21 protein-coding genes and 1 other annotated feature are annotated in these 22058 nt (G+C 48.2%); all 21 genes read left to right on the forward strand.

What is annotated here, in order from left to right; genetic code table 11:
- Nucleotides 1-146: 146 nt before the first annotated feature.
- The 21 genes from ACR0QT_RS12505 to ACR0QT_RS12605 all read left to right on the forward strand — a co-directional run bounded on the left by ACR0QT_RS12505 (nucleotide 147) and on the right by ACR0QT_RS12605 (nucleotide 21977).
- Nucleotides 147-1700 carry an ABC-F family ATP-binding cassette domain-containing protein gene (locus tag ACR0QT_RS12505; protein ID WP_432631052.1) on the forward strand — a complete coding sequence of 518 codons (1554 nt, stop codon included), beginning with the start codon at nucleotides 147-149 and terminating at the stop codon, nucleotides 1698-1700.
- A gap of 1523 nt (nucleotides 1701-3223) precedes the next feature.
- Nucleotides 3224-4228, forward strand: a complete 1005-nt coding sequence (locus tag ACR0QT_RS12510) for a rod shape-determining protein (RefSeq protein ID WP_177978509.1) — start codon at nucleotides 3224-3226, stop codon at nucleotides 4226-4228.
- A 223-nt stretch (nucleotides 4229-4451) separates the two neighbouring features.
- The gene (gene recD2 / locus ACR0QT_RS12515) at nucleotides 4452-6695 is read left to right on the forward strand and encodes an SF1B family DNA helicase RecD2 (protein ID WP_432631053.1); all 2244 of its coding nucleotides are present in this window, start codon (nucleotides 4452-4454) and stop codon (nucleotides 6693-6695) included.
- 43 nt (nucleotides 6696-6738) lie between these two features.
- The gene (locus ACR0QT_RS12520) at nucleotides 6739-7485 is read left to right on the forward strand and encodes a double zinc ribbon domain-containing protein (protein ID WP_432631054.1); all 747 of its coding nucleotides are present in this window, start codon (nucleotides 6739-6741) and stop codon (nucleotides 7483-7485) included.
- A gap of 432 nt (nucleotides 7486-7917) precedes the next feature.
- A complete protein-coding gene (locus tag ACR0QT_RS12525) occupies nucleotides 7918-8247 on the forward strand; it encodes a hypothetical protein (protein WP_432631055.1) in 330 nt (109 codons plus the stop codon).
- A gap of 296 nt (nucleotides 8248-8543) precedes the next feature.
- Nucleotides 8544-8693, forward strand: coding sequence for a 50S ribosomal protein L33 (gene rpmG, locus ACR0QT_RS12530; protein ID WP_177978515.1), 150 nt, complete (start codon nucleotides 8544-8546; stop codon nucleotides 8691-8693).
- Nucleotides 8694-8705: 12 nt separating this feature from the next.
- Nucleotides 8706-8909 carry a preprotein translocase subunit SecE gene (secE, locus tag ACR0QT_RS12535; protein WP_177978517.1) on the forward strand — a complete coding sequence of 68 codons (204 nt, stop codon included), beginning with the start codon at nucleotides 8706-8708 and terminating at the stop codon, nucleotides 8907-8909.
- A 19-nt stretch (nucleotides 8910-8928) separates the two neighbouring features.
- Entirely contained in the window at nucleotides 8929-9444 is a 516-nt protein-coding gene (nusG, locus tag ACR0QT_RS12540) for a transcription termination/antitermination protein NusG (protein WP_177978519.1), read from the forward strand.
- Nucleotides 9445-9522: 78 nt separating this feature from the next.
- Nucleotides 9523-9948, forward strand: coding sequence for a 50S ribosomal protein L11 (gene rplK / locus ACR0QT_RS12545; protein ID WP_177978521.1), 426 nt, complete (start codon nucleotides 9523-9525; stop codon nucleotides 9946-9948).
- Nucleotides 9949-10006: 58 nt separating this feature from the next.
- The gene (gene rplA / locus ACR0QT_RS12550; RefSeq protein WP_177978524.1) at nucleotides 10007-10702 is read left to right on the forward strand and encodes a 50S ribosomal protein L1; all 696 of its coding nucleotides are present in this window, start codon (nucleotides 10007-10009) and stop codon (nucleotides 10700-10702) included.
- Nucleotides 10703-10745: 43 nt separating this feature from the next.
- Nucleotides 10746-10882: a sequence feature (ribosomal protein L10 leader region), on the forward strand.
- A gap of 28 nt (nucleotides 10883-10910) precedes the next feature.
- Entirely contained in the window at nucleotides 10911-11402 is a 492-nt protein-coding gene (gene rplJ, locus ACR0QT_RS12555; protein WP_177978526.1) for a 50S ribosomal protein L10, read from the forward strand.
- A gap of 90 nt (nucleotides 11403-11492) precedes the next feature.
- Entirely contained in the window at nucleotides 11493-11867 is a 375-nt protein-coding gene (rplL, locus tag ACR0QT_RS12560) for a 50S ribosomal protein L7/L12 (RefSeq protein WP_432631056.1), read from the forward strand.
- Between the two features lie 392 nt (nucleotides 11868-12259).
- A complete protein-coding gene (locus ACR0QT_RS12565; RefSeq protein ID WP_177978529.1) occupies nucleotides 12260-12466 on the forward strand; it encodes a cold-shock protein in 207 nt (68 codons plus the stop codon).
- Nucleotides 12467-12636: 170 nt separating this feature from the next.
- Nucleotides 12637-13425, forward strand: a complete 789-nt coding sequence (locus ACR0QT_RS12570) for a polysaccharide deacetylase family protein (protein WP_432631057.1) — start codon at nucleotides 12637-12639, stop codon at nucleotides 13423-13425.
- A gap of 15 nt (nucleotides 13426-13440) precedes the next feature.
- Nucleotides 13441-14760: a replication-associated recombination protein A gene (locus ACR0QT_RS12575; protein ID WP_432631058.1), complete on the forward strand. Its 1320-nt coding sequence runs from the start codon at nucleotides 13441-13443 to the stop codon at nucleotides 14758-14760.
- Nucleotides 14761-15195: 435 nt separating this feature from the next.
- The gene (gene rho / locus ACR0QT_RS12580; RefSeq protein WP_432631059.1) at nucleotides 15196-17226 is read left to right on the forward strand and encodes a transcription termination factor Rho; all 2031 of its coding nucleotides are present in this window, start codon (nucleotides 15196-15198) and stop codon (nucleotides 17224-17226) included.
- A gap of 137 nt (nucleotides 17227-17363) precedes the next feature.
- Nucleotides 17364-17567 carry a 50S ribosomal protein L31 gene (gene rpmE, locus ACR0QT_RS12585; protein ID WP_177978537.1) on the forward strand — a complete coding sequence of 68 codons (204 nt, stop codon included), beginning with the start codon at nucleotides 17364-17366 and terminating at the stop codon, nucleotides 17565-17567.
- Nucleotides 17568-17815: 248 nt separating this feature from the next.
- A complete protein-coding gene (locus ACR0QT_RS12590) occupies nucleotides 17816-18829 on the forward strand; it encodes a DUF1385 domain-containing protein (RefSeq protein WP_432631060.1) in 1014 nt (337 codons plus the stop codon).
- Nucleotides 18826-19698, forward strand: coding sequence for a peptide chain release factor N(5)-glutamine methyltransferase (gene prmC, locus ACR0QT_RS12595; RefSeq protein ID WP_432631061.1), 873 nt, complete (start codon nucleotides 18826-18828; stop codon nucleotides 19696-19698). Before ACR0QT_RS12590 ends, prmC begins: the two co-directional genes overlap by 4 nt.
- A gap of 319 nt (nucleotides 19699-20017) precedes the next feature.
- Nucleotides 20018-21094 carry a peptide chain release factor 1 gene (gene prfA, locus ACR0QT_RS12600; RefSeq protein WP_177978543.1) on the forward strand — a complete coding sequence of 359 codons (1077 nt, stop codon included), beginning with the start codon at nucleotides 20018-20020 and terminating at the stop codon, nucleotides 21092-21094.
- The gene (locus tag ACR0QT_RS12605) at nucleotides 21081-21977 is read left to right on the forward strand and encodes a class B sortase (protein WP_432631062.1); all 897 of its coding nucleotides are present in this window, start codon (nucleotides 21081-21083) and stop codon (nucleotides 21975-21977) included. The genes prfA and ACR0QT_RS12605 overlap by 14 nt, the downstream gene beginning before the upstream one ends.
- The last annotated feature ends 81 nt before the right edge of the window (nucleotides 21978-22058 follow it).

The following is a 22058-nucleotide window of genomic DNA, read 5'->3' on the forward strand; positions in this document are numbered from 1 at the left end:
GTCTATCAGGAACCGTCAGACATGATAGTTATTACGGATAACATCTGATGAAGGTAGAATTCCTTCTTCTGTTATCTGATTTATAGAAACTTATTAACCAAGTAGTCTTGATTGACTACACCATTATTATACTAGGAGAAAGAAATTTGAGTATTTTAAATGTTGAACATCTCAGCCACGGATTTGGAGACCGCGCAATTTTTCAGGATGTTTCCTTCCGACTTTTAAAAGGAGAGCACATTGGACTTGTCGGCGCGAACGGAGAGGGAAAATCGACGTTCATGAGCATCATCACCGGAAAACTTCAGCCGGATGAGGGAAAGGTTGAGTGGGCGAAGCACGTTCGCGCGGGTTACCTTGACCAGCATACGGTTCTTGAGAAGGGAATGACAATCCGTGATGTCTTGAAGAGCGCATTTTCTTATCTGTTTGAGATGGAAACGCAGATGAATGAGATCTGTGACCGCATGGGAACGGCGTCTGAGGATGAGATGAATGAGATGATGGAGGAGCTTGGAACGATTCAGGATCTTCTGATGGCACATGATTTCTACATCATCGACAGCAAGGTCGAGGAGGTTGCACGTGCACTCGGACTGCTTGAGATCGGACTGGACAAGGACGTGTCAGAATTGTCTGGTGGTCAGAGAACCAAGGTCCTTCTCGGCAAGCTGTTGCTTGAGAAGCCGGATATTCTGCTTCTCGATGAGCCGACGAACTATCTCGATGAACAGCATATTGAGTGGCTCAAGCGTTATCTTCAGGAATATGAAAATGCGTTTATCCTGATTTCTCACGATGTGCCGTTCATGAACAGTGTTATCAACCTTGTTTACCATATGGAGAATCAGAAACTCGATCGCTATGTGGGTGATTACCACCATTTCGAGGAGGTCTACGCGGCAAAGAAAGCTCAGCTTGAGGCGGCATACAAGCGTCAGCAACAGGAGATTGCGGAGCTGGAAGATTTCGTTGCGAGAAATAAGGCGCGCGTCTCGACGAGAAACATGGCGATGTCCCGCCAGAAAAAGCTCGACAAGATGGAAGTCATTGAGCTTGCGAAGGAGAAGCCGAAGCCAGAGTTTCAATTTATGGAGGCGAGAACGTCTGGTAAGCTGATTTTTGAGACGAAGGATCTCGTGATCGGCTATGACGAACCGCTCACCAAACCGGTAAATCTGATGATGGAGCGCGGAGAAAAAGTTGTTCTGCGCGGAGCAAACGGAATCGGAAAGACGACACTCTTAAAGAGCATTCTCGGTCTGATCCCGTCTCTTTCCGGAAGTGTGGAACTTGGCGATTATCTCTATACCGGATATTTTGAGCAGGAGATGGCTCCGGGCAACACGACGACCTGTATCGAGGATATCTGGAAGGAATTCCCGTCCTACACCCAGTACCAGGTGCGTTCTGCTCTGGCAAAATGCGGTCTGACGACGAAGCACATCGAGAGCCAGGTGCGTGTGCTCAGCGGTGGTGAGCAGGCGAAAGTCCGTCTGTGTAAGCTGATGAACCGCGAGACGAATGTCCTGCTTCTCGATGAGCCGACAAACCATCTCGATGTGGAGGCGAAGGAAGAACTCAAGCGGGCACTGAAGGCATACAAGGGCAGTATTCTTCTGATCTGCCATGAGCCGGAATTCTATGAGGGACTGGCAACCCGCGTCGTGGATTGCAGTGAGTTCTGCCTCAGAGGTTAAAAGTAAAAAATATAGAGGTTAATAATGAGAATCAGATAAAGCGGTTTAGAATTTGCCGGCTGTCGTCTTTGGAAGTCTTCTGTGATTTGGGAGGCGGGAGGATGGCGGGCAGATTCTGCCCCTTTATCTGAAGATTTGTTTGTTTTGTGCCATGGTTGTTCGCAGACCGGGGAGTAGATTTTTAGAAACTTGTGTTTGTTGGATATGGGTGGAGTTTTTTGAATGGAAAATCTCATATGATATAGTTTGATATGGTTTGTGCAATGTGTGAACGGTGATCAGAGCATGAATGGTAGCGGATTTTTTGGCAGAGAAAAACAGTTGCAATCTGGTACTTCCTGTGCTATCATATCTGTTGCGTATCCGAAAATCTTGAGGATCTGAACGTCAGAGATTGTCTGAATCCGTTATCATTCATAATTGGGAGTTTCATTATTTTATTATTTAATAAAAGTTTGAAGCAGTTTGGGAGCAGTGTGTTTTGCATGCAGAGAAAGCAAATCGAACGTCTGTAAAAGGATGCCAGTCGATGTTAATCATGTTAATTTGTGAAAAAACCAGGTTGGTGTCAGGGCAGACAGGAGAGATGAGAAGAGTGCGATGTCTGGCATGGCAAATGGATAGATGGGTAAGATGTATTTGAGTGAGTTTTTGCAGTAAAAAGATTTAGATTTAATTATTAAGAAATCAGTCTATGTAAAATCGTGACCGTAAAATGGTTATCTGAAAATCAAAAAATCTGAGTGTTCATAACGGTTCAGTACCTTAGTTGAGTTACAAGAAGTTATATAGGAAGTTTCCTGTCAGGAAAAATTCTGAAATAGCACCGCGAAGTTCGGTGTGACATACGATACGGATGAGGCGTTTCGGACTCAGCGTTCCGTGCGGATGCGCCATATCCCGATCTGGATGAGCGAGTAGTTGTGTATGAAAGCGAGATTCCGGAAGTTTTGTTGTGCAAAAATGCGTGACATCAGCAGATGAAAGTGTCTGAGGATAGTGCGTGCAGACCGATCAGTTCCCATGCATTTCTGGAATGGATGGATGTATTCGTTATGCGCAGAGCTTTCGTCAGGCTGAGGGAAAATATTGAGATACGAGATTGAAATAGCAGACTATCATGCTGAGACAAAGAAGAAATGTAAGAAAGAGCATAAAAAAGTCTGCCGGGTGAACGTTTCGCTCGTCCACCCGGCAGATTTGGGAATGGTAGGTATACAAATAAAAGAAAATGGTTTTTAGGGGGGCCTGCCAGGATCGCCCCTGGCAGGTATGAGTATGAAAAAGCTTTGTAATTTCAAGTATGCACTTGAAACAAAGGTTCCATTACCCTTTCGGATAATGTACTTAAAGTATAAAAAAGAATTGTGACTAAAATGTGTCGGCACGATAAAAAATGTATAAACATAATAAAAAATAAAAAAACCCTTTCAAAAAGGGACGCGATTGTATATAATAAGAGAGATTAATCTGGAATATTTGTGCGAATAGGATTTGTGAGGAAGCAAACAGGAGGAAAAGAGATGTTAGTGTCTAATGACATCGGTATCGATTTAGGTACGGCGAGCATTTTGGTATATATAAGAGGAAAAGGCGTTGTTCTCAAGGAGCCGTCCGTTGTTGCAATTGATCGTGACAGCAATAAGATCATGGCAATCGGTGAAGAGGCGCGTCTGATGATCGGAAGAACTCCGGGTAATATCATCGCAGTACGTCCACTGCGCCAGGGTGTTATTTCCGATTATACCGTGACGGAAAAGATGCTGAAGTACTTCATCAACAAAGCGGTCGGCAAGCGTACTCTGCGTAAACCGCGCATTGCTGTCTGCATTCCGAGCGGAGCAACCGAGGTAGAGCGCAAGGCGGTAGAGGATGCAACTTATCAGGCAGGCGCGCGTGAGGTATCGATCATCGAGGAGCCGGTTGCAGCTGCGATCGGTGCAGGAATTGATATTTCCAAGGCATGCGGAAATATGATCGTTGATATCGGAGGCGGTACCGCAGATATCGCTGTGATTTCTTTGGGTGGAACCGTAGTAAGTACTTCCATCAAGATCGCCGGTGATGATTTTGATGAGGCACTTGTTCGTTATATGAGAAAGAAACACAATCTTCTGATCGGTGAGAGAACCGCAGAGGAAATCAAGATCAACATCGGTTCCGCTTACCGTCGTCCGGAAGTTCTGACGATGGAAGTAAGAGGAAGAAACCTTGTGACAGGACTCCCGAAGACGATTGTGGTTACCTCTGAGGAGACGTTGGAAGCTCTTCGTGAGCCGGCAATTCAGATCGTGGATGCCGTTCACAATGTGCTCGAGCGCACTCCGCCGGAACTTGCAGCAGATATCTTTGACCGCGGTATTGTGATGACCGGCGGTGGCTCTCTGCTCAACGGATTGGATCAGTTGATCGAGGAGAAGACCGGAATTACCACTGTTGTTGCGGAAGATCCGCTGACCGCAGTGGCAATCGGAACTGGAAAATTTATTGAGTTTCAGCATGGTGACTCTAAGCCACAGGAATACTAAAGAGTACGAAGCGTGTTAATTTAAAAAGTACTAGATTGATTTCCTGATCAGGCAGAATAGGAGATCCCGTATCCGTAGTATGATGGATGCGGGATTTTCGTTTATTTATATGAGTAATGAGCCAAAGTCCGTGAAAGTGCATGAGATTTTGGCGAATACCGCGATAATGAGGAAAACGCATAAATGGTGTGTGATCTTGTTTATCACTCAGGACGGAGAATTTATGGCAACAGTTAAAGGATATGTGGAAAAAATCAAATTTCGCAATGAGGACAACGGATACTCGATTTTGAGTGTTTTTGCGGACGGGGAGGACTATATTCTGGTCGGAACTTTTCCCTATATCGGAGAGGGAGACTACATAGAAGCCACAGGGCGTGAGGTGGCACATCCGGTCTACGGCGATCAGATTCAGGTGGAGCACTATGAGATGAAGGCACCGGAGGACACGGCTTCGATGGAGCGTTATTTGGGTTCGGGCGCAATCAAAGGGGTTGGAAGTGCGCTGGCTGCGAGAATCGTGAAACGCTTTAAGGCGGATACGTTTCGCATCATCGAGGAGGAGCCGGAGCGTCTCGCAGAGGTCAAGGGCGTCAGCGAGAAGATGGCGATCTCGATCTCCGAGCAGATGGAGGAGAAGAAGGAGATGCGCGAGGCGATGATGTTCCTTCAGGAGTATGGCATCTCGATGAATCTCTCTCTGCGAATCTATAAAGAGTACGGTGCGAGACTCTATGGAATTATTCGGGAAAATCCTTATCGCCTTGCAGATGATATTCAGGGAATCGGATTTAAGATGGCGGATGAGATTGCGCGCCAGTCCGGGATTTTTACAGACTCGGATTTTAGAATCCGGAGTGGTCTGCTCTACACGCTTCAACAGTCGGTCGCAAGTGGTCACACCTATCTGCCGAAGGAGGAGCTTCTGCGCGGGGCTTCTGAACTCCTCCATGTCAATATTGAGTCGATGGAAAAACATCTGATGGATCTTCAGATGGAAAAGAAGATCGTTGTGAAGCTCAATGAGGATGGTCAGGAGTCATGCCATGTCTACGCCTCCCAGTATTATTACACGGAGTTGAATTCTGCGAGGATGCTTCATGATTTGAATATTCGTGGAAATGAGCCGGAAAATGCGATTCGCAAGCGTTTAAAAAAGATCTGTGCAGAAGAGCATATCGAGGCAGATGAGCTTCAGATTCAGGCGGTGATTGAGGCGGTCAACAGTGGACTCCTGATTATCACCGGCGGACCGGGAACCGGAAAGACGACGACGATCAACACGATCATCCGCTATTTTGAGGAAGAGGAGATGGAGATTCTGCTTGGTGCGCCGACGGGGCGTGCGGCGAAGCGAATGACAGAAGCCACCGGATATGAGGCAAAGACGATTCATCGCCTTCTCGAGCTCAACGGAGTCCCGGACGAGAATGGCGGAACGACGGGGATGCATTTTGAGCGCAATGAGGAGAATCCTCTCGATGCCGATGCCATCATCATCGATGAGACGTCAATGGTTGATATTTATCTGATGCATGCACTTTTGCGGGCGATCAATCCGGGAACACGTCTGATTCTTGTCGGCGATGTGAACCAGCTTCCAAGCGTCGGTCCGGGAAATGTGCTCCGTGATATGATCGGATCAGGCGCATTCAATGTCGTGAAGTTGTCGCGAATTTTCCGTCAGGCAAAGGAGAGCGACATCATTGTCAATGCGCATCGCATCAACGACGGAGAGCAGATTCCACTTGGAAAACGAAGCAAAGATTTTCTGTTTATTCGCCGGGAGAACCCGGATGCGATCATCAGTGCGATGATCACGCTGATTCGGGAGAAACTTCCCAATTATGTGCAGGCAGATCCGTTTGACATTCAGATCATGACACCGATGCGCCGGGGTGCTCTCGGCGTGGAGAGACTCAACACGATTCTTCAGGAATATCTGAATCCAAAGTCTGAGAACAAGGCGGAGAAAGAGTCCGGGGGAACGATTTATCGTGTCGGTGATAAAGTTATGCAGATCAAAAATAACTACCAGATCGAGTGGGAGATCCGCAGTTCACGCGGAATTCCGGTGGAATCCGGGACGGGAGTGTTTAACGGGGATATCGGTATCATTCGGGAAATCAATCGTTTTGCGGATACGGTCACCGTGGAGTTTGATGAGCGAAAAATGGTGGAGTACGGATTTAAACAGCTTGAGGAGTTGGAACTTGCATATGCAATCACAATCCACAAATCTCAGGGAAGTGAGTACCCGGCAGTCATTATCCCGGTTCATTCCGGTCCGAGAATGTTGATGACGAGAAATCTGATCTACACGGCTGTCACAAGAGCGAGAAAGTGCGTTTGCCTGGTCGGAATTCCGGAAACGTTTCAGGCGATGGTCAACAATGACACCGAGCAACAGCGATATACCGGTCTGAAGCAGAGAATCCGGGAAGTTATGGAGATGGAATTGAAATAAATTCAATACGATATGAATGGGAGGCGTGGTAAAAATAAGAAATATGATAAACGTGAAAAAATGGTTGAGGAGCGGTCAGGCAGAACCGCTCTTAAACCTGCTCTTTCCGAGGCGGTGTCCCGTCTGTGGGGAGATTGTGGAGCCGTATGGGGAAAAAATCTGCCCGGGGTGCGTGAAAGCGCTCTCGCCGGTGCGGGAACCCTGTTGCAAGAAATGCGGAAAAGAGATTTCGGATCGGCAGGGGGAGTACTGTCCAGACTGTATGCGCCGTCCAAAAACGTTTGATTCCGGTGCATCGCTCTTGAATTACAATGAGACGGCACGCCGGTCAATGGCGTCGATCAAGTATAAGAATCGCCGGGAGTATCTCGATTTTTATGTACAGGCGATGAATCTTCGTTTTGCGAAGAGAGTGCGAGTCTGGGATGCTAAGGCACTTGTTCCGGTTCCGATTCATTCGTCGAGAAGGCGAGAGCGTGGATTTAACCAGGCGGAAGAACTTGCAGAACGGTTATCGGACTACTGGGGGATTCCAGTTGATACGAAACTTCTGATCCGAAAAAAGAAAACACTTCCGCAGAGAGACCTCGGTCCATCTCAGCGATTAAAAAATCTTCAGGAGGCATTCGACCTCCATCCGTCCGTTTCGGACAAAATTCCAGAATCCGTGATTATAATAGATGATATTTATACGACGGGAAGCACCGTGGAGGCGTGCAGTCGCATCCTCAAAAAGGCAGGGGTGAAGCATATTTATTTTCTCGCGATCTGCATTGGAAAAGGGAGATAGCGAGAAAGTGAAGTAAATTAAAAAGAAAGCACATTAATTTAAGAGAAGAGGTTTAGTAAACGGGAAGGAAGATGTGCGATGGCTCTGTCGTCGGGAAAGTTCAGGCAAACCCGTGTGAAACGTCAGTGCTTAGGTCGCGTATTTTGCGACCTTATGCACTGCTACGTTGAACCCGGAGCGAGAGCGAGTTTGCATGACTTATCCCGCGAACAGAGCCTGTATAACATGCGCAAATTGTAGAATTCCTATATATAAAATAATTGTATAGGGCGATAAAGTGCGCTATACTGTGTGAGAATCTTTCTGCACTAAAAATTCCGTAGAATACTGCGGTAGCGGTAACGGAGAAATTTGAAAGATAAAGGTTTTATGGATAAAAATAGGACAAAAATTAGGATAACAGAACGAAAATGGGAAAGGCGGGATGGATAGATGAACGAAGAAAAGCCAAAGAACAGCAAGGAAAATCAGATTCCGAAAACAGACTCCGACTTTTGGGAGTGGCTTGTGGCTCATCAGGGGGAGACGTTTTTTACGGCGAAGCATCTTGCGTTTACCTACCAGATTCGGGGCGGAGAGATGTTTGTCGACCGCAGATCGAAGTCAATCACCCGCGCGACTGTTTGCGGGGCATTTTTGAGGATTCTTGCGGATCAGAACCATGAGATTTTTGGACCGAAGGCACTCAACTGTTTTGGCGCTCCGTATCTCTGGGCGATTCTCGTTCACCTCGGTCTTGCAGTCCCGGGAAAGAAAAAATAGAAAAGGAAAATATAATCGAAAAGTAGAAACGAAAAATATAAATAAAAAATACAAATAATAAAATACAAATAATAAAACCCCAAACAAAAACCTCAAACAAAAACCTCAAACAAAAACCCGGAAAAAGCCTAATAAAATAAAGGTTGACGAATTACTTTTCGTGTGATATAGTAATGTGGCGAATGGAAGAGCTTAGGTCTTTTTTTTATGCTCAAATTTTGCCGGAGTCCGGCGAAGCAGAGAGCACGGCAAGAAAAGACTGAAAAACAACGAAAATTTAAGTGGAGGTGGAAGTCGTGCGCACAAAGATTACACTGGCATGTACGGTTTGCAAACAACGTAACTACAACATGACGAAGGATAAGAAGACCCATCCGGACCGCATGGAAACTAAGAAGTATTGTAGATTCTGCAAGACTCATACTTTGCACAAAGAGACCAAATAAGGAGTGTGAACTATGGGAGAGGCTGCAGGAACTGAAAAAGCTCCGGTTAAGAGTTTTTTCAAGGGTTTTAAAGCTGAGTTCAAGAAGATCGTATGGCCCGACCAGGAGACGGTTGTGAAACAGACGGTTTCGGTGACAGTAATCAGCATCTTGCTGGGCGCGGTTATCGCAATCCTTGATTTCATCATCAAATGGGGCCTCAGCTTCATTATTTAACTAAGGCGAGGGTGATAAGATGTCAGAAGCAAAGTGGTATGTAGTTCATACCTATTCAGGCTACGAGAACAAGGTAAAAGTTGACATTGAGAAGACGATCGAGAACCGTAACCTTCAGGATCAGATCCTGGAAGTGTCCGTCCCGATGCTGGAAGTAGCAGAGCTGAAAAACGGCGTGGAGAAGCTGGCAGACAAGAAAATGTTTCCAGGCTATGTGCTGATTCACATGATCATGAACGATGATACATGGTATGTGGTTCGCAATACGCGCGGTGTAACCGGATTCGTAGGACCGGGTTCCAAACCTGTACCGTTAAGCGATGCAGAGATGGAGAGCCTTGGATTCAACAAGACGGAGCTCGCAGTAGACTTCGAGATTGGCGATATGGTGGCAGTAACCGCCGGCGCTTGGAAGGATACGATCGGTGCGATCAAGTCGATCAATGAGAGCAAGAAAACCCTTACGATCAGCGTCGAAATGTTCGGCCGGGAAACTCCGGTTGAACTGAACTTCACAGAAGTGAAGAAAATGTAACAGCAAACTAGGCTGGCATTGTGCCGGCTGGTGGGAGGGAAATCCCCGACAATACCACAATATTAGGAGGTCATTATCATGGCAAAGAAAGTAACTGGCTACATCAAATTACAGATTCCGGCAGGCAAGGCTACTCCGGCTCCGCCAGTAGGTCCTGCACTGGGTCAGCACGGCGTTAACATCGTGCAGTTTACTAAGGAGTTCAACGCAAGAACCGCAGACAAGGGCGATCTGATCATCCCGGTTGTTATCACGGTTTATGCAGATAGAAGCTTCAGCTTCATCACCAAGACTCCGCCGGCTGCAGTTCTGTTAAAGAAAGCCTGCAAGATCAAATCCGGTTCCGCAACCCCGAACAAGACGAAGGTAGCTACCATCTCCAAGGAAGATCTGCAGAAGATCGCAGAGACCAAGATGCCTGACTTAAACGCAGCAAGCCTCGAGGCAGCAATGAGCATGATCGCAGGTACTGCAAGAAGCATGGGTATCACTGTTGAGGAGTAAGTCGATTTAGAAACGTGGGAGGGAAATCCCCGACAATACCACTAGGAGGTTATTTATAATGAAACATGGAAAAAGATACGCGGAAGCAGCAAAAGCAGTAGACCGTTCCGTATTATATGATGCAGCAGATGCAATCGCACTCGTAAAGAAGAACGCATCTGCAAAATTTGATGAGACCGTTGAGGCTCATTTCAGAACCGGATGTGACGGACGTCACGCAGATCAGCAGATCCGTGGTGCAGTAGTTCTGCCGCACGGAACCGGTAAAGTTACCAGAATCCTTGTATTCGCTAAGGGTGTTAAGGCTGATGAGGCTCAGGCAGCTGGTGCAGATTACGTTGGAGCTGAGGAGCTTATTCCGAAGATCCAGAACGAGGGATGGCTGGACTTTGACGTTGTTGTAGCTACTCCGGATATGATGGGCGTTGTTGGTCGTCTGGGTCGTGTACTTGGACCGAAGGGCTTAATGCCGAACCCGAAGGCTGGTACCGTTACTATGGACGTAACCAAGGCTATCAACGAGATCAAAGCTGGTAAGATTGAGTACAGACTTGATAAGACCAATATTATCCACGTGCCGGTGGGTAAGGCTTCTTTCACAGAGGAGCAGTTAGCGGACAACTTCCAGACGCTTATGGATGCAATCAACAAGGCTAAGCCGGCTACTCTGAAGGGCGCATACATCAAGAGCGCAACCCTGACCTCTACCATGGGCCCGGGCGTTAAGCTGAATGTTGTAAAGCTGGTTCAGTAATAGTAGTAAAAAAAGATTGACAATCCAGATATAGTATGTTATCATACACAAGTATTGACTGCCGAAGACAGCAGGTGCCGTGAGGCATAAGGTGAAAACGCCTGCCGAGGAACGTACAATTCTTTAGATTGAATTTGTAGAGCCTCTCTGTCTTGACGGAGAGGCTTTTTCCGTGCAGTCTCCAAAATATTATAGGAGGAAGACATTCATGGCAAAGGTAGAGTTAAAGCAGCCGGTAGTGGCTGAGATCTCTGAATTGCTGAACGGTGCTGCATCCGCAGTAGTGGTTGACTATCGTGGACTGACCGTTGCTCAGGATACTGAGCTTCGTAAAGCCCTGAGACAGGCCGGCGTTTCTTACAAGGTATACAAGAATACCCTGATCAAGCGCGCTGCTGAAGGCACTGAGTTCGCAGCTCTGGATCCCAACCTTGAGGGACCGACCGCAATCGCAGTATCTAAGGACGATGCAACTGCACCGGCAAGAGTTCTGGCTGAGTTCGCAAAGAAGGCTGACAAGCTGGAAATCAAGGGCGGTGTTATCGAGGGTACTTACTACGATGCAAAGGGAATGCAGGTTATCGCAACCATCCCGTCCAGAGAGGTTCTGCTTGGCAAGTTGCTTGGCAGCATCCAGTCTCCGATTACCAACCTGGCTCGCGTCCTGAATCAGATCGCAGAGAAGCAGGCAGAGGCTTAATTCGAGGATTTATACCTCAATTGAGACAGTGTGCATAGCACGCTGACAAAATTCAACAAAACCCAATTAAAATTAATGGAGGAAAATAAAATGGCAAAGTTAACCACCGCAGAGTTTATCGAAGCTATCAAAGAGTTATCCGTATTAGAGCTGAACGAGCTGGTAAAGGCTTGTGAGGAAGAGTTCGGCGTATCTGCAGCAGCAGGCGTTGTTGTAGCAGCAGCAGGTGCTGGCGAGGCAGCAGCTGAGGAGAAGACCGAGTTCGACGTAGAGCTGACCGAGGTTGGCGCTAACAAGGTTAAGGTTATCAAGGTTGTTCGTGAAGTAACCGGTCTGGGCCTGAAGGAAGCTAAGGACGTTGTTGACGGCGCACCGAAGGTTCTGAAAGAGGGCGCTTCTAAGGAAGAGGCTGAGGATATCAAGACCAAGCTTGAGGCTGAGGGAGCAAAGGTTACCCTGAAGTAATTCAGAGAATCTTAAAACTCGTGATGATATCACAGATGGACTGCGGATTCGTTCCGCAGTCCGTTTTTAGTTACTGTTCACGCGCACGTGCCCAGTAACGGAATTTGCCGTGGCTTCGCATTTAAATACGGCAAATTCCCGCTACCACCACGTTATCTTACGGCACTTTCGGTTCCAAAAGTGCCTACCTCTGAACAGTAACCGTTTTTATCTTCTTTCTGAAACTGCTTGACAGAAACCTTGTTGGGTGTTAAACTGAACTCGTATTTTGATATGAGCTTTTGATTCACATATTTTTGTAAGTCATGAAGTGCATTTCATGATTCACAAAAATATGTGATTTTTTTGTTTCATGAGAAATACAAATATTTATCTATATAGGAGGCAGTACTATGAATAAGGGTACCGTTAAGTGGTTCAACGCAACGAAGGGATATGGTTTCATCACCAACGATGAGTCCGGTGAGGAAGTATTCGTACATTTCTCCGGTATCGTAGCTGATGGCTACAAGACTCTGGAAGATGGCCAGAAGGTTACCTTCGATACCGCTGAGGGCAATCGTGGTCTGCAGGCTGTAAACGTACACGTTGTAGCTTAATCAGAGATTTCTGCAAAAGCTGGGAGGACTGTGCACCGGATGAGCAATCATTCGATGCATGGTCTTCTTTTTTAAGTTTCGTTTCTGTTTCTGTTTCACTTCATAGGAAAGAAACCGGCGCATACCTTATAGAGATATAGAGAATTTGAAAAATCGGGGATGCGAGTCGGGTGAAGATAAGATGGGCAAAAAGACTGCTGTTTGCGATTGTTTTGTTCGACGGACTGTTGTTTGGCACTGCGATTGCAGTTGTTCAAACTGAGATTCAACCCCAGATGTCCATTCGGGAGAACTCTCCTGATTCTCATAAAGAAAAGATTGTAAAAGAAAAGATCATAAAAGAAAAGATTATAAAAGAAAAGATCGTTCAGGCGGGGATCGGAGACGAGGGGATTTGGGAGACACAGAAACTGCTTGCGCTGACGTTTGATGACGGGCCGTCCCTAGAGTGTACGGGGAGGCTTTTGGACGGCTTAAAAAAGCGCGGGATTCATGCGACCTTCTTTCTTATGGGGGAAAATATTCCGGGCAAGGAGGAACTCGTCCTGCGCATGAAGGCGGAGGGACATCTGATTGCCAATCACGGATACCGTCATGTCCAGATGACACATGAGGGCGAGGACGCAGTCGCGGAGTCTGTGGAGAAGGCGCAGGAGATGATTGAGGCGATCACCGGGGAGGAGCCCGAGTTTCTCAGACCGCCTTACGGAGATTGGAATGCGAAGCTTGCGGAGCGCTGTGATCTGACAACAGTCTTCTGGAACGTGGATTCTCTTGACTGGAAGCTCAGAAATGTGGAAAAAATCGTGAGACGGGTGGAAAAGCAGGTTAAGAACGGAGACATCATCCTGATGCATGATATTTTTCCGGAATCCGTTGAGGCATCGCTAAGGCTCGTCGATCAGCTGAGTGCTGAGGGCTATGCATTTGTGACGGTGGATGAATTGTTGATTGACTAAAAAAGGGGCATTGGAATGGATTTATTTGACTATATGAGAAGCTCGACGCAGGAGAAAGAGTCTCCGCTGGCATCGAGAATGAGACCGACGACGCTCGATGAGGTTGTGGGTCAGAAGCATATTATTGGAAAAGACAAACTGCTTTACCGGGCGATCAAGGCGGATCAGCTGGGGTCGTTGATTTTTTACGGACCGCCGGGAACCGGAAAGACGACGCTTGCGAAGGTGATTGCAAACACGACAAAGGCGGAATTTAAGCAGATCAATGCGACAGTCGCAGGCAAGAAAGACATGGAGGAGGTCGTTCGCGAGGCAAAGGATGCACTCGGCATGTACGGGCGAAAGACGATCCTCTTTGTGGATGAGATTCACCGTTTTAATAAGAGCCAGCAGGATTATCTTCTTCCGTATGTCGAGGATGGCACGCTGATTCTGATTGGTGCGACAACCGAGAATCCGTATTTTGAGGTCAACAGCGCACTTCTCTCTCGCTCCCGCATTTTTGAGCTCAAGGCGCTTGAGCGGGACGATGTGAAAGAGCTGATTTACCGTGCCGTGAACGATGTACAGAAAGGAATGGGAAGTTACCGCGCGGTCATTGATGAGAAGGCAGTCGATTTTCTTGCCGATGTCTCAGGCGGGGATGCGAGATCGGCGCTGAATGCGGTCGAGCTGGGCATCATGACGACGGAGAGAGATCCTGCGGACGGTCTGATCCATTTCACGCTTGGGGTGGCTCAGGAGTGCATCCAGAAGCGCGCGGTCAACTATGACAAGGACGGGGACAATCACTATGATACGATCTCTGCATTTATCAAGAGCATGAGAGGTTCCGATCCGGACGCAACGGTCTATTATCTTGCGCGGATGCTCTATGCAGGTGAGGATATCAAGTTCATTGCGCGCAGAATCATGATCTGTGCGTCGGAGGATGTCGGAAATGCAGATCCACAGGCGTTGACGGTCGCAGTCAGTGCCTCCCAGGCAGTCGAGCGTCTTGGAATGCCCGAGGCGAGAATTGTGCTCGCTCAGGCTGCCCTCTATGTGGCAACGGCACCGAAGAGCAATTCTGCGATCTGTGCGATTGATGAGGCGATGGAGGCTGTGAAAAATCAGCATGCAATGCCGGTTCCGGTTCACTTAAAGGACAGACATTACAAGGGCGCTGAGAAACTGGGACATGGGGACGGATATAAATACGCACATGATTATCCAAACCATTATGTCAAACAGCAGTATCTTCCGGACGGGATGGAGGGGCAGACGTTTTATCGCCCGTCTGAGAATGGATATGAGCGCCGGATTCGGGAACATATGGAGTTTTTATTACGGTAACGGGTAGGCATTTTCTGAACTGAAAATGCCGTATGATATGCCGTATGATACAGTGATGGCAGCAGATTTTGCCGATTTGGAATGCGAAGCATCGGCAAAATCCGTTGCTGTTTGCGGGGCGCGTAACACAGTAACGAATTTTTGACCGGAAAATCACAGTAATACAGTGATTCTGCGGTCGAGTAGGCTTGCCGGTTGCTTTTTTTTGAAATTCGTTTTATAATGTAGAGGACGACAGGGGGACCGCGGAAGGTCCTCCGCAAGTTCGTGATCCGTGATCAGAGTTTTCTTATATCTGTTTTGATACCCAACTATTTTTGGATAAAATTAAAAATACAAATAAAGAGAAGTAAAATCGGAAATAGAAATTCCATATTTAAAATCTGAATATCACAAAGAACACACAACAGCAAGGAAAGAGACTGGAGAGATTGTATGCGAGAAAAATTACAGACTTTATCACTGCCCCAGCTGAAGGAAATGGCAAAAGCGCAGGGCATTAAGGGTTGTACAACGATGCGCAAGGCAGAGATTATTGATACGCTGTGCAAGATTGCAGAGCAGGAGGAGATTATTAAGACGGCAGTTGCACCGAGAGCGACTTTAAATGCAATTAATGCGACTGCATCGAAGGCATCCGCGACGCCGGTAATCGCAGAGAGCACAGGTGCAGAAGTGCAGGAGAACCGTGAGAATCGTGACAATGCGGAGGGAGCAGGTCAGCAGGAGACAGGGCGCGTAAGCCGTGCAGTGCGCGAGACTGCGGATGGACGTGAGAGAAGAGAGAGCCGAGATGGCAGAGATATGCGAGACAGCCGGGATACCCGTGATAATTATCGGGAAAATAATCGGGATGGCGGTCGCGAGAATAGCCGTGAGAACAATCGCGAGAATAGCCGTGAAAATAATCGCGACAACAACCGAGAGAATCGTTACAACAGAAATTCTCGGGATAATAACGGAGAGAACCGTTACACCCGAAATAACTACAATCGTGAGGGTTATACCCGTGACAACTCCTACGCAGGACGTGACAATTCCTCGGATATCAGAGAAAATAAATACAGCCGTGAGGCTTATATGATGCGCGATAACCGTGAAAATCGAGATAACCGAGATAATCGGGACAATCGAGATATGCGAGACAGCCGGGATACTCGAGAGAATCTGTCGGAGAACCGCTATTATAATGACAACAGTAGCCGTAGCTCGGCAGAGGGAAATCCGATCGAGGAGCAGGATGGAGCAGAACTGCGCTATGGTCGCGAGATGCGTCAGGCACGCCCGATGATGCGCCAGCCGGAGACTCTGACGGCTCAGGAGGTCGCAGAGCTTGACAGCGGAAAGGAAGCGCAGGGAATTCTTGAGGTTATGCCGGATGGATTTGGATTTATCCGCTGTGACAATTTCCTTCCGGGCGAGAACGATGTCTATGTCGCTCCGTCCCAGATTCGCCGATTTAACCTGAAAACCGGAGATATTATTTGCGGAAATCAGAGAGTGAAGACGGCGGCAGAGAAGTTTGCAGCCCTTCTCTACATCCGCAATGTCAATGGATATCCGATCAGCGTGATTGAGAAGCGCCCGAACTTTGAGAGTCTGACTCCGGTGTTCCCGAATCAGCGTCTTCATATGGAGACTCCGGGAAAGAGCAGTACGGCGATGAGAATTCTCGATCTGCTTGCGCCGGTCGGAAAGGGACAGAGAGGTATGATCGTGTCCCCGCCGAAAGCCGGAAAGACAACCCTGCTCAAGCAGGTGGCTCAGGCAGTTACGACAAACCATCCGGATATGCATGTGATCATTCTGCTGATCGATGAGCGTCCGGAGGAGGTGACGGACATCAAGGAGTCCGTTGTGGGACCGGAGGTTGAGGTCATTTACTCGACGTTTGATGAGCTTCCGGAGCGCCACAAGCGCGTGTCAGAGATGGTAATCGAGAGAGCGAAACGTCTCGTTGAGCATGGAAGAGATATCATCATCCTTCTCGACAGCATCACGCGTCTTGCGCGCGCATACAACCTTGTCGTTCCGCCGAGTGGACGTACCCTGTCCGGTGGTCTTGATCCGACAGCTCTTCATATGCCGAAGCGTTTCTTCGGTGCAGCTCGAAATATGCGCGAGGGCGGAAGCCTGACGATTCTTGCGACGGCACTCGTCGATACCGGAAGCCGTATGGACGACGTGATCTACGAGGAGTTTAAGGGAACTGGTAACATGGAGCTCGTGCTTGACCGAAAGCTCTCCGAGAAGAGAATCTTCCCGGCGATCGACATTCTCAAGTCGGGTACGCGCCGTGATGATCTGCTTCTTACGAAGGAGGAGGCAGAGGCAGTCGACATCATCCGCAAGGCGACGAATACGATGAAACCGGAGGAGTTGGTAGAGAAGATTCTCGATCTGTTTGCACGCACGAAAACGAACAGGGAATTCGTGGAAAATGCTAAGAAAATGCGGTTTTATTGATGAAAGCTACTTGTCAACGGAGCGTTTGTGTGGTATACTAACAAAGCTGTTTATAGGCGTGACGTGATTTTAACCGTTCAAGGAGCGGTTAGATGATCACAATAGTATAGAATTGAGAAAGTGAAGAGGTGAAAATCATGAGAGAAGGAATCCATCCGGCATACTATCAGGCAAAGGTTACCTGCAACTGCGGTAACGAGTTCGTAACCGGTTCTACCAAGAGCGAGATCCACGTAGAGGTTTGCTCCAAGTGCCACTCTTTCTACACTGGTCAGCAGAAGGCTGCTGCTGCTCGTGGTCGTATCGATAAGTTCAACAAGAAGTACGGCGTTCAGGCATAAGCATAACGTAAGCCAAACAAGGTTGAGACGGAAGTGGAGACACTTTGTCTCAACCTTGTTTTTGTTTCATGGAAAATATTTGTTCTTGTACACGGCAGGGATTTTCTGATTTTCTGAATGGAAGATATGGAAGATTCTGCATGATGCCATGGTATATGGTAGAGTGGCACTGTAAGGGGAGCAGATTTGGGCGTGGGCTTTTTTTGGTGGCAGATTAGTGGCAGGAATTTGCAAGGAGATTGTGATTGATGAAATATTCCGGTATCGGCGGTCAGGCCGTCATTGAAGGAATTATGATGAAAAATAAGGACGATTACGCGACGGCTGTTCGCAGACCGGACGGCGTGATCGAGGTGAAGAAGGACACCTATGTGAGCCTGACGGAGAAGGTGAAATTCTTTTCGCTTCCGTTTGTGCGCGGTGTTTTCAGTTTTGCGGATTCAATGATCCTTGGTATGAGGAGTCTGAGTTATTCGGCGAGCTTTTTCGAAGATGACGAGGAGGATGAAAACTCCGAGCCGTCGAAGCTCGAACTCTGGCTTGATAAGACGTTCGGGGAGAAGACGGAGAAGGCATTGATGGGATTTGTGATGGCGATCTCGTTTCTCTTTGCGATCGTCATTTTCATGATCGTGCCGATGCTGATTGCGAATGCGTGCCGAAAAGTGATTCACTCGGACACGCTGATGGCGATTCTTGAGGGTGTGATCCGAATCGCCGTGTTTGTGGCGTATATCAAGGTGATTTCGAGGATGGAGGATATCAGCAGGACATTCCAGTATCATGGGGCGGAGCACAAGTGTATCAACTGTATTGAGCACGGAATGACGCTGACGGTCGACCATGTGCGGGAGAGCTCCCGTTTCCACAAGCGCTGTGGAACGAGCTTTTTGATCATTGTCATGCTGATCAGTATTTTGTTCTTCATGGTGATCCGTGTCGACAACGTATGGCTTCGCATGGTCAGCCGAATTCTTCTGATTCCGGTGATTGCGGGCGTATCCTACGAGTTTCTTCGTCTTGCAGGACGCAGTGATAACTGTCTCGTCAATCTGTTCAGCAAACCGGGCATGTGGATGCAGGGGCTGACGACGAGTGAGCCGGATGACGGCATGATCGAGGTTGCGATTCAGGCGGTTGAGGCAGTCTTTGACTGGAAGACGTATCTGCGCGAGAATTTCCCGGATACGGTGATTCCGGAAGATGGAGCGGAAACGGCTTCTGAGGCGACTTCAGAGAGTGAGAAGGCGGTGCAGAAATGACGCTGTTTGAACTTTTGACGCAGGGGACGGAGTGCCTCGAGCAGGCAGGAAGTCCGGATGCGGGAAATGATGCGAAGCTGTTGCTTTTGGAAGCGTTTGAGCTTGATATGACGCATTTTCTGCTGAACCGGATGCAGACTCTGCCGGAGAATCAGCGGACAGGCGAGTGCACGGCAAAGTATCAGGAGTGGATCGCGCGCAGGGCAAAACGCGTTCCGCTTCAGCAGATTCTTGGCAGTCAGGAATTCATGGGAATGGAATTTTTTGTGAATGAGCATGTGCTGATTCCGAGACAGGATACTGAGACGCTTGTGGAGCTGGTGCTTGAGCGCGAGAAACATACGCAAAAGCGGGTGCTTGATCTTTGTGCAGGTTCCGGTTGTATCGGAATCAGTCTTGCGGTGCTCGGCGGTTTTGAGTATGTGGCGGAGGCGGATCTCTCGGAGGAGGCGCTGAAGGTCACGAGAAAGAACATAGAGAGGCTTGCAGGAGAATCCGGGACAAGAATCGAGTGTTTCCACGGGGATCTGTTTTCTGCGATTCCGGATGGAACGGAGCCGTTTGATATTCTGGTGTCGAATCCGCCGTACATCCCGACAGAGGTGATTGCGGGACTTGAGCCGGAGGTTCGCGACCATGAGCCGATGATGGCGCTTGACGGGACGGAGGATGGACTGCTCTTTTACCGCAGGATTGCGAAAGAGGCGGGAAAGGTTCTCGCACCGGGTGCGTCGGTTTATCTCGAGATCGGATACGATCAGGGAGAGGCAGTCCGTGGACTTCTGCGCGAGCAGGGATTTGCGGAGGTTGAGGTTCATAAGGATCTCGCCGGAAATGACCGGGTTGTGTGTGGAAGATTTGTGGGGTAGCGGAGTTTGCTTTGCTGTCTTGCCGATGGTTGAGTGCTGTTACGTTACGGCTCCGATGGCGGGCAAAGTCATGCAAACGCGTTTCCACTCCGGGTTCGAACGTAGCAGTGCGTAAGATCGCAAAATACGCGATCTAAGCACTGACGTCTCACACGGGTTTGCCTGTACTTTCCCGCCACGGAGCCTGTTCCCTGGAATTTAAGGCGATGTCCGTACATCCATTCAGAGCTATATTGGGTGTTTACTGATTTTAGTTGCAACTGTAAGTTCTATAAATAAGAGAAACTGTGAGTTTATATAGAAAAAATAGGAGGATTTCATGTTCGATAAGTTAGAAGATATTCTGATTCACTATGAAGAGGTTATGCAGGAATTAAATGAGCCGAATGTCACTGAGAATCAGACTCGTTTCCGCAAACTGATGAAGGAGCAGGCTGATCTCGGTCCGCTTGTTGAGGCATATCAGCAGTATAAGAAGGCAAAGCAGGACATCGAGGATAGCCTGATGCTTCTCGAGGAGGAGAAGGACGAGGAGATGCGTGAGATGGTGAAGGAGGAACTCTCCGATGCCAGAAAGCGCGTGGAGGAGCTTGAGCAGGAGTTAAAGATTCTGCTTCTTCCGAAGGACCCGAACGATGACAAGAACATCATTCTTGAGATTCGTGCAGGTGCAGGTGGAGATGAGGCTGCTCTGTTTGCATCTGAGCTTTACAGAATGTATGTGAACTATGCAGAGAGCCAGAAATGGAAAGTTGAGATCATCAGCTTGAATGAGAACGGAATCGGCGGATTCAAGGAAGTTGTCGCAATGATCACCGGAAAGGGAGCTTACTCCAAGATGAAGTACGAGAGTGGTGTTCATCGTGTACAGCGAGTTCCGGAGACTGAGTCCGGCGGACGTATCCACACCTCCACCGCGACGGTTGCAGTTATGCCGGAGGCTGAGGATGTTGATGTACAGATTGACATGAACGATTGCCGTATCGATGTTATGCGTGCATCCGGAAACGGTGGACAGTGTGTCAACACGACCGACTCTGCGGTTCGTCTGACCCATATTCCGACCGGTATCGTAATTTACAGCCAGACAGAGAAGTCCCAGCTTCAGAATAAGGAGAAGGCATTCCGTCTGCTTCGTTCCAAGCTGTATGACATCGAGATGGAGAAGAAGGCAAATGCCGAGGCAGCAGAGCGTCGTAGCCAGATCGGAACCGGTGATCGTTCTGAGAAGATTCGTACTTACAACTTCCCGCAGGGTCGTGTGACCGATCACAGAATCAACCTGACTCTGTACAAGCTGGACAAGATCATGAACGGTGATATTCAGGAAATCATTGATGCTTGCATCGCGGCAGATCAGGCTGCAAAACTGGCAAAGATGAATGAGGAAGCATAATCAACCATACAAGATCCTGATGATTCTTCTGGTGCTTGCGATGCTCGGGAGCGGGGCTGTGCTTGTGCGGGAGTGGTATCCTGCATTTGAGCAGTACCGCCTCAGCAGACAGCTCTCGACCCTGGCATTTCGAGGACAGGAGGAGAATGGGACAGACGATCAGCATTCAAATCAGGAAACGGATTTGAGTGATGAAAAATCCGGGCAGGGGGATGGGTATATTTCCCCGATTGATTTTTCAGCGCTTCGAGAACAGAATCCGGATACAGTCGGCTGGTTGAGCATTGCAGGAGTGCAAAAGAGTGGGGCAGATCTCGAGTATCCGGTTGTTCAGGCGAAAGACAATGAGACATATCTGAAAACGTCGTTTGATGGAAAGAAGAGTGTGTACGGGGCGATTTTTCTTGATTCGGAAAGTCAGTCAGATTTTCGCGGGCGAAACAACCTGATCTATGGTCATCACATGAAGGATGGCACGATGTTCGGGAGCCTTGAGCGATTTCGACAGGAAGATTTTTTCCGGGCACATAATCAGTTTGTACTTTACACTCCAGAGCGAATGATCTATTTAAAGGCGGTTTCTTGCTACTCAATCAAAAATCAGGATGAGGGTGAGGAGATCCGCCGGATGCAGTTTGCAGATCAGGACGACTTTGATGAGTGGGTCAGAGAACGCCTTGCGCCGTGCAGGTTTGCAGAGATTCCGGAGACTTCTGTTGCATCTGTTTTTGCGTTTGTGACGTGCAGTTACGACAAGCCCGATTCCCGCACAATTCTCTATGCACTTGAGACGGATGAGGACGGAGAGATTTTGGTTGCAAGTGAAAAATCTGTTACAGAACACGAGGCAAAACCGGTTACCGTTTGTGTAGCGTATGAATAGTAACGAATTCCTGCGTTGAATTCGCCGTGTTTCTATGGTATATTACAAATAACCGCGAAGAACCCATACGGGATGAATCGC

The organism is Brotaphodocola sp., from assembly GCF_050873365.1.
GTDB lineage: Bacteria > Bacillota > Clostridia > Lachnospirales > Lachnospiraceae > Brotaphodocola.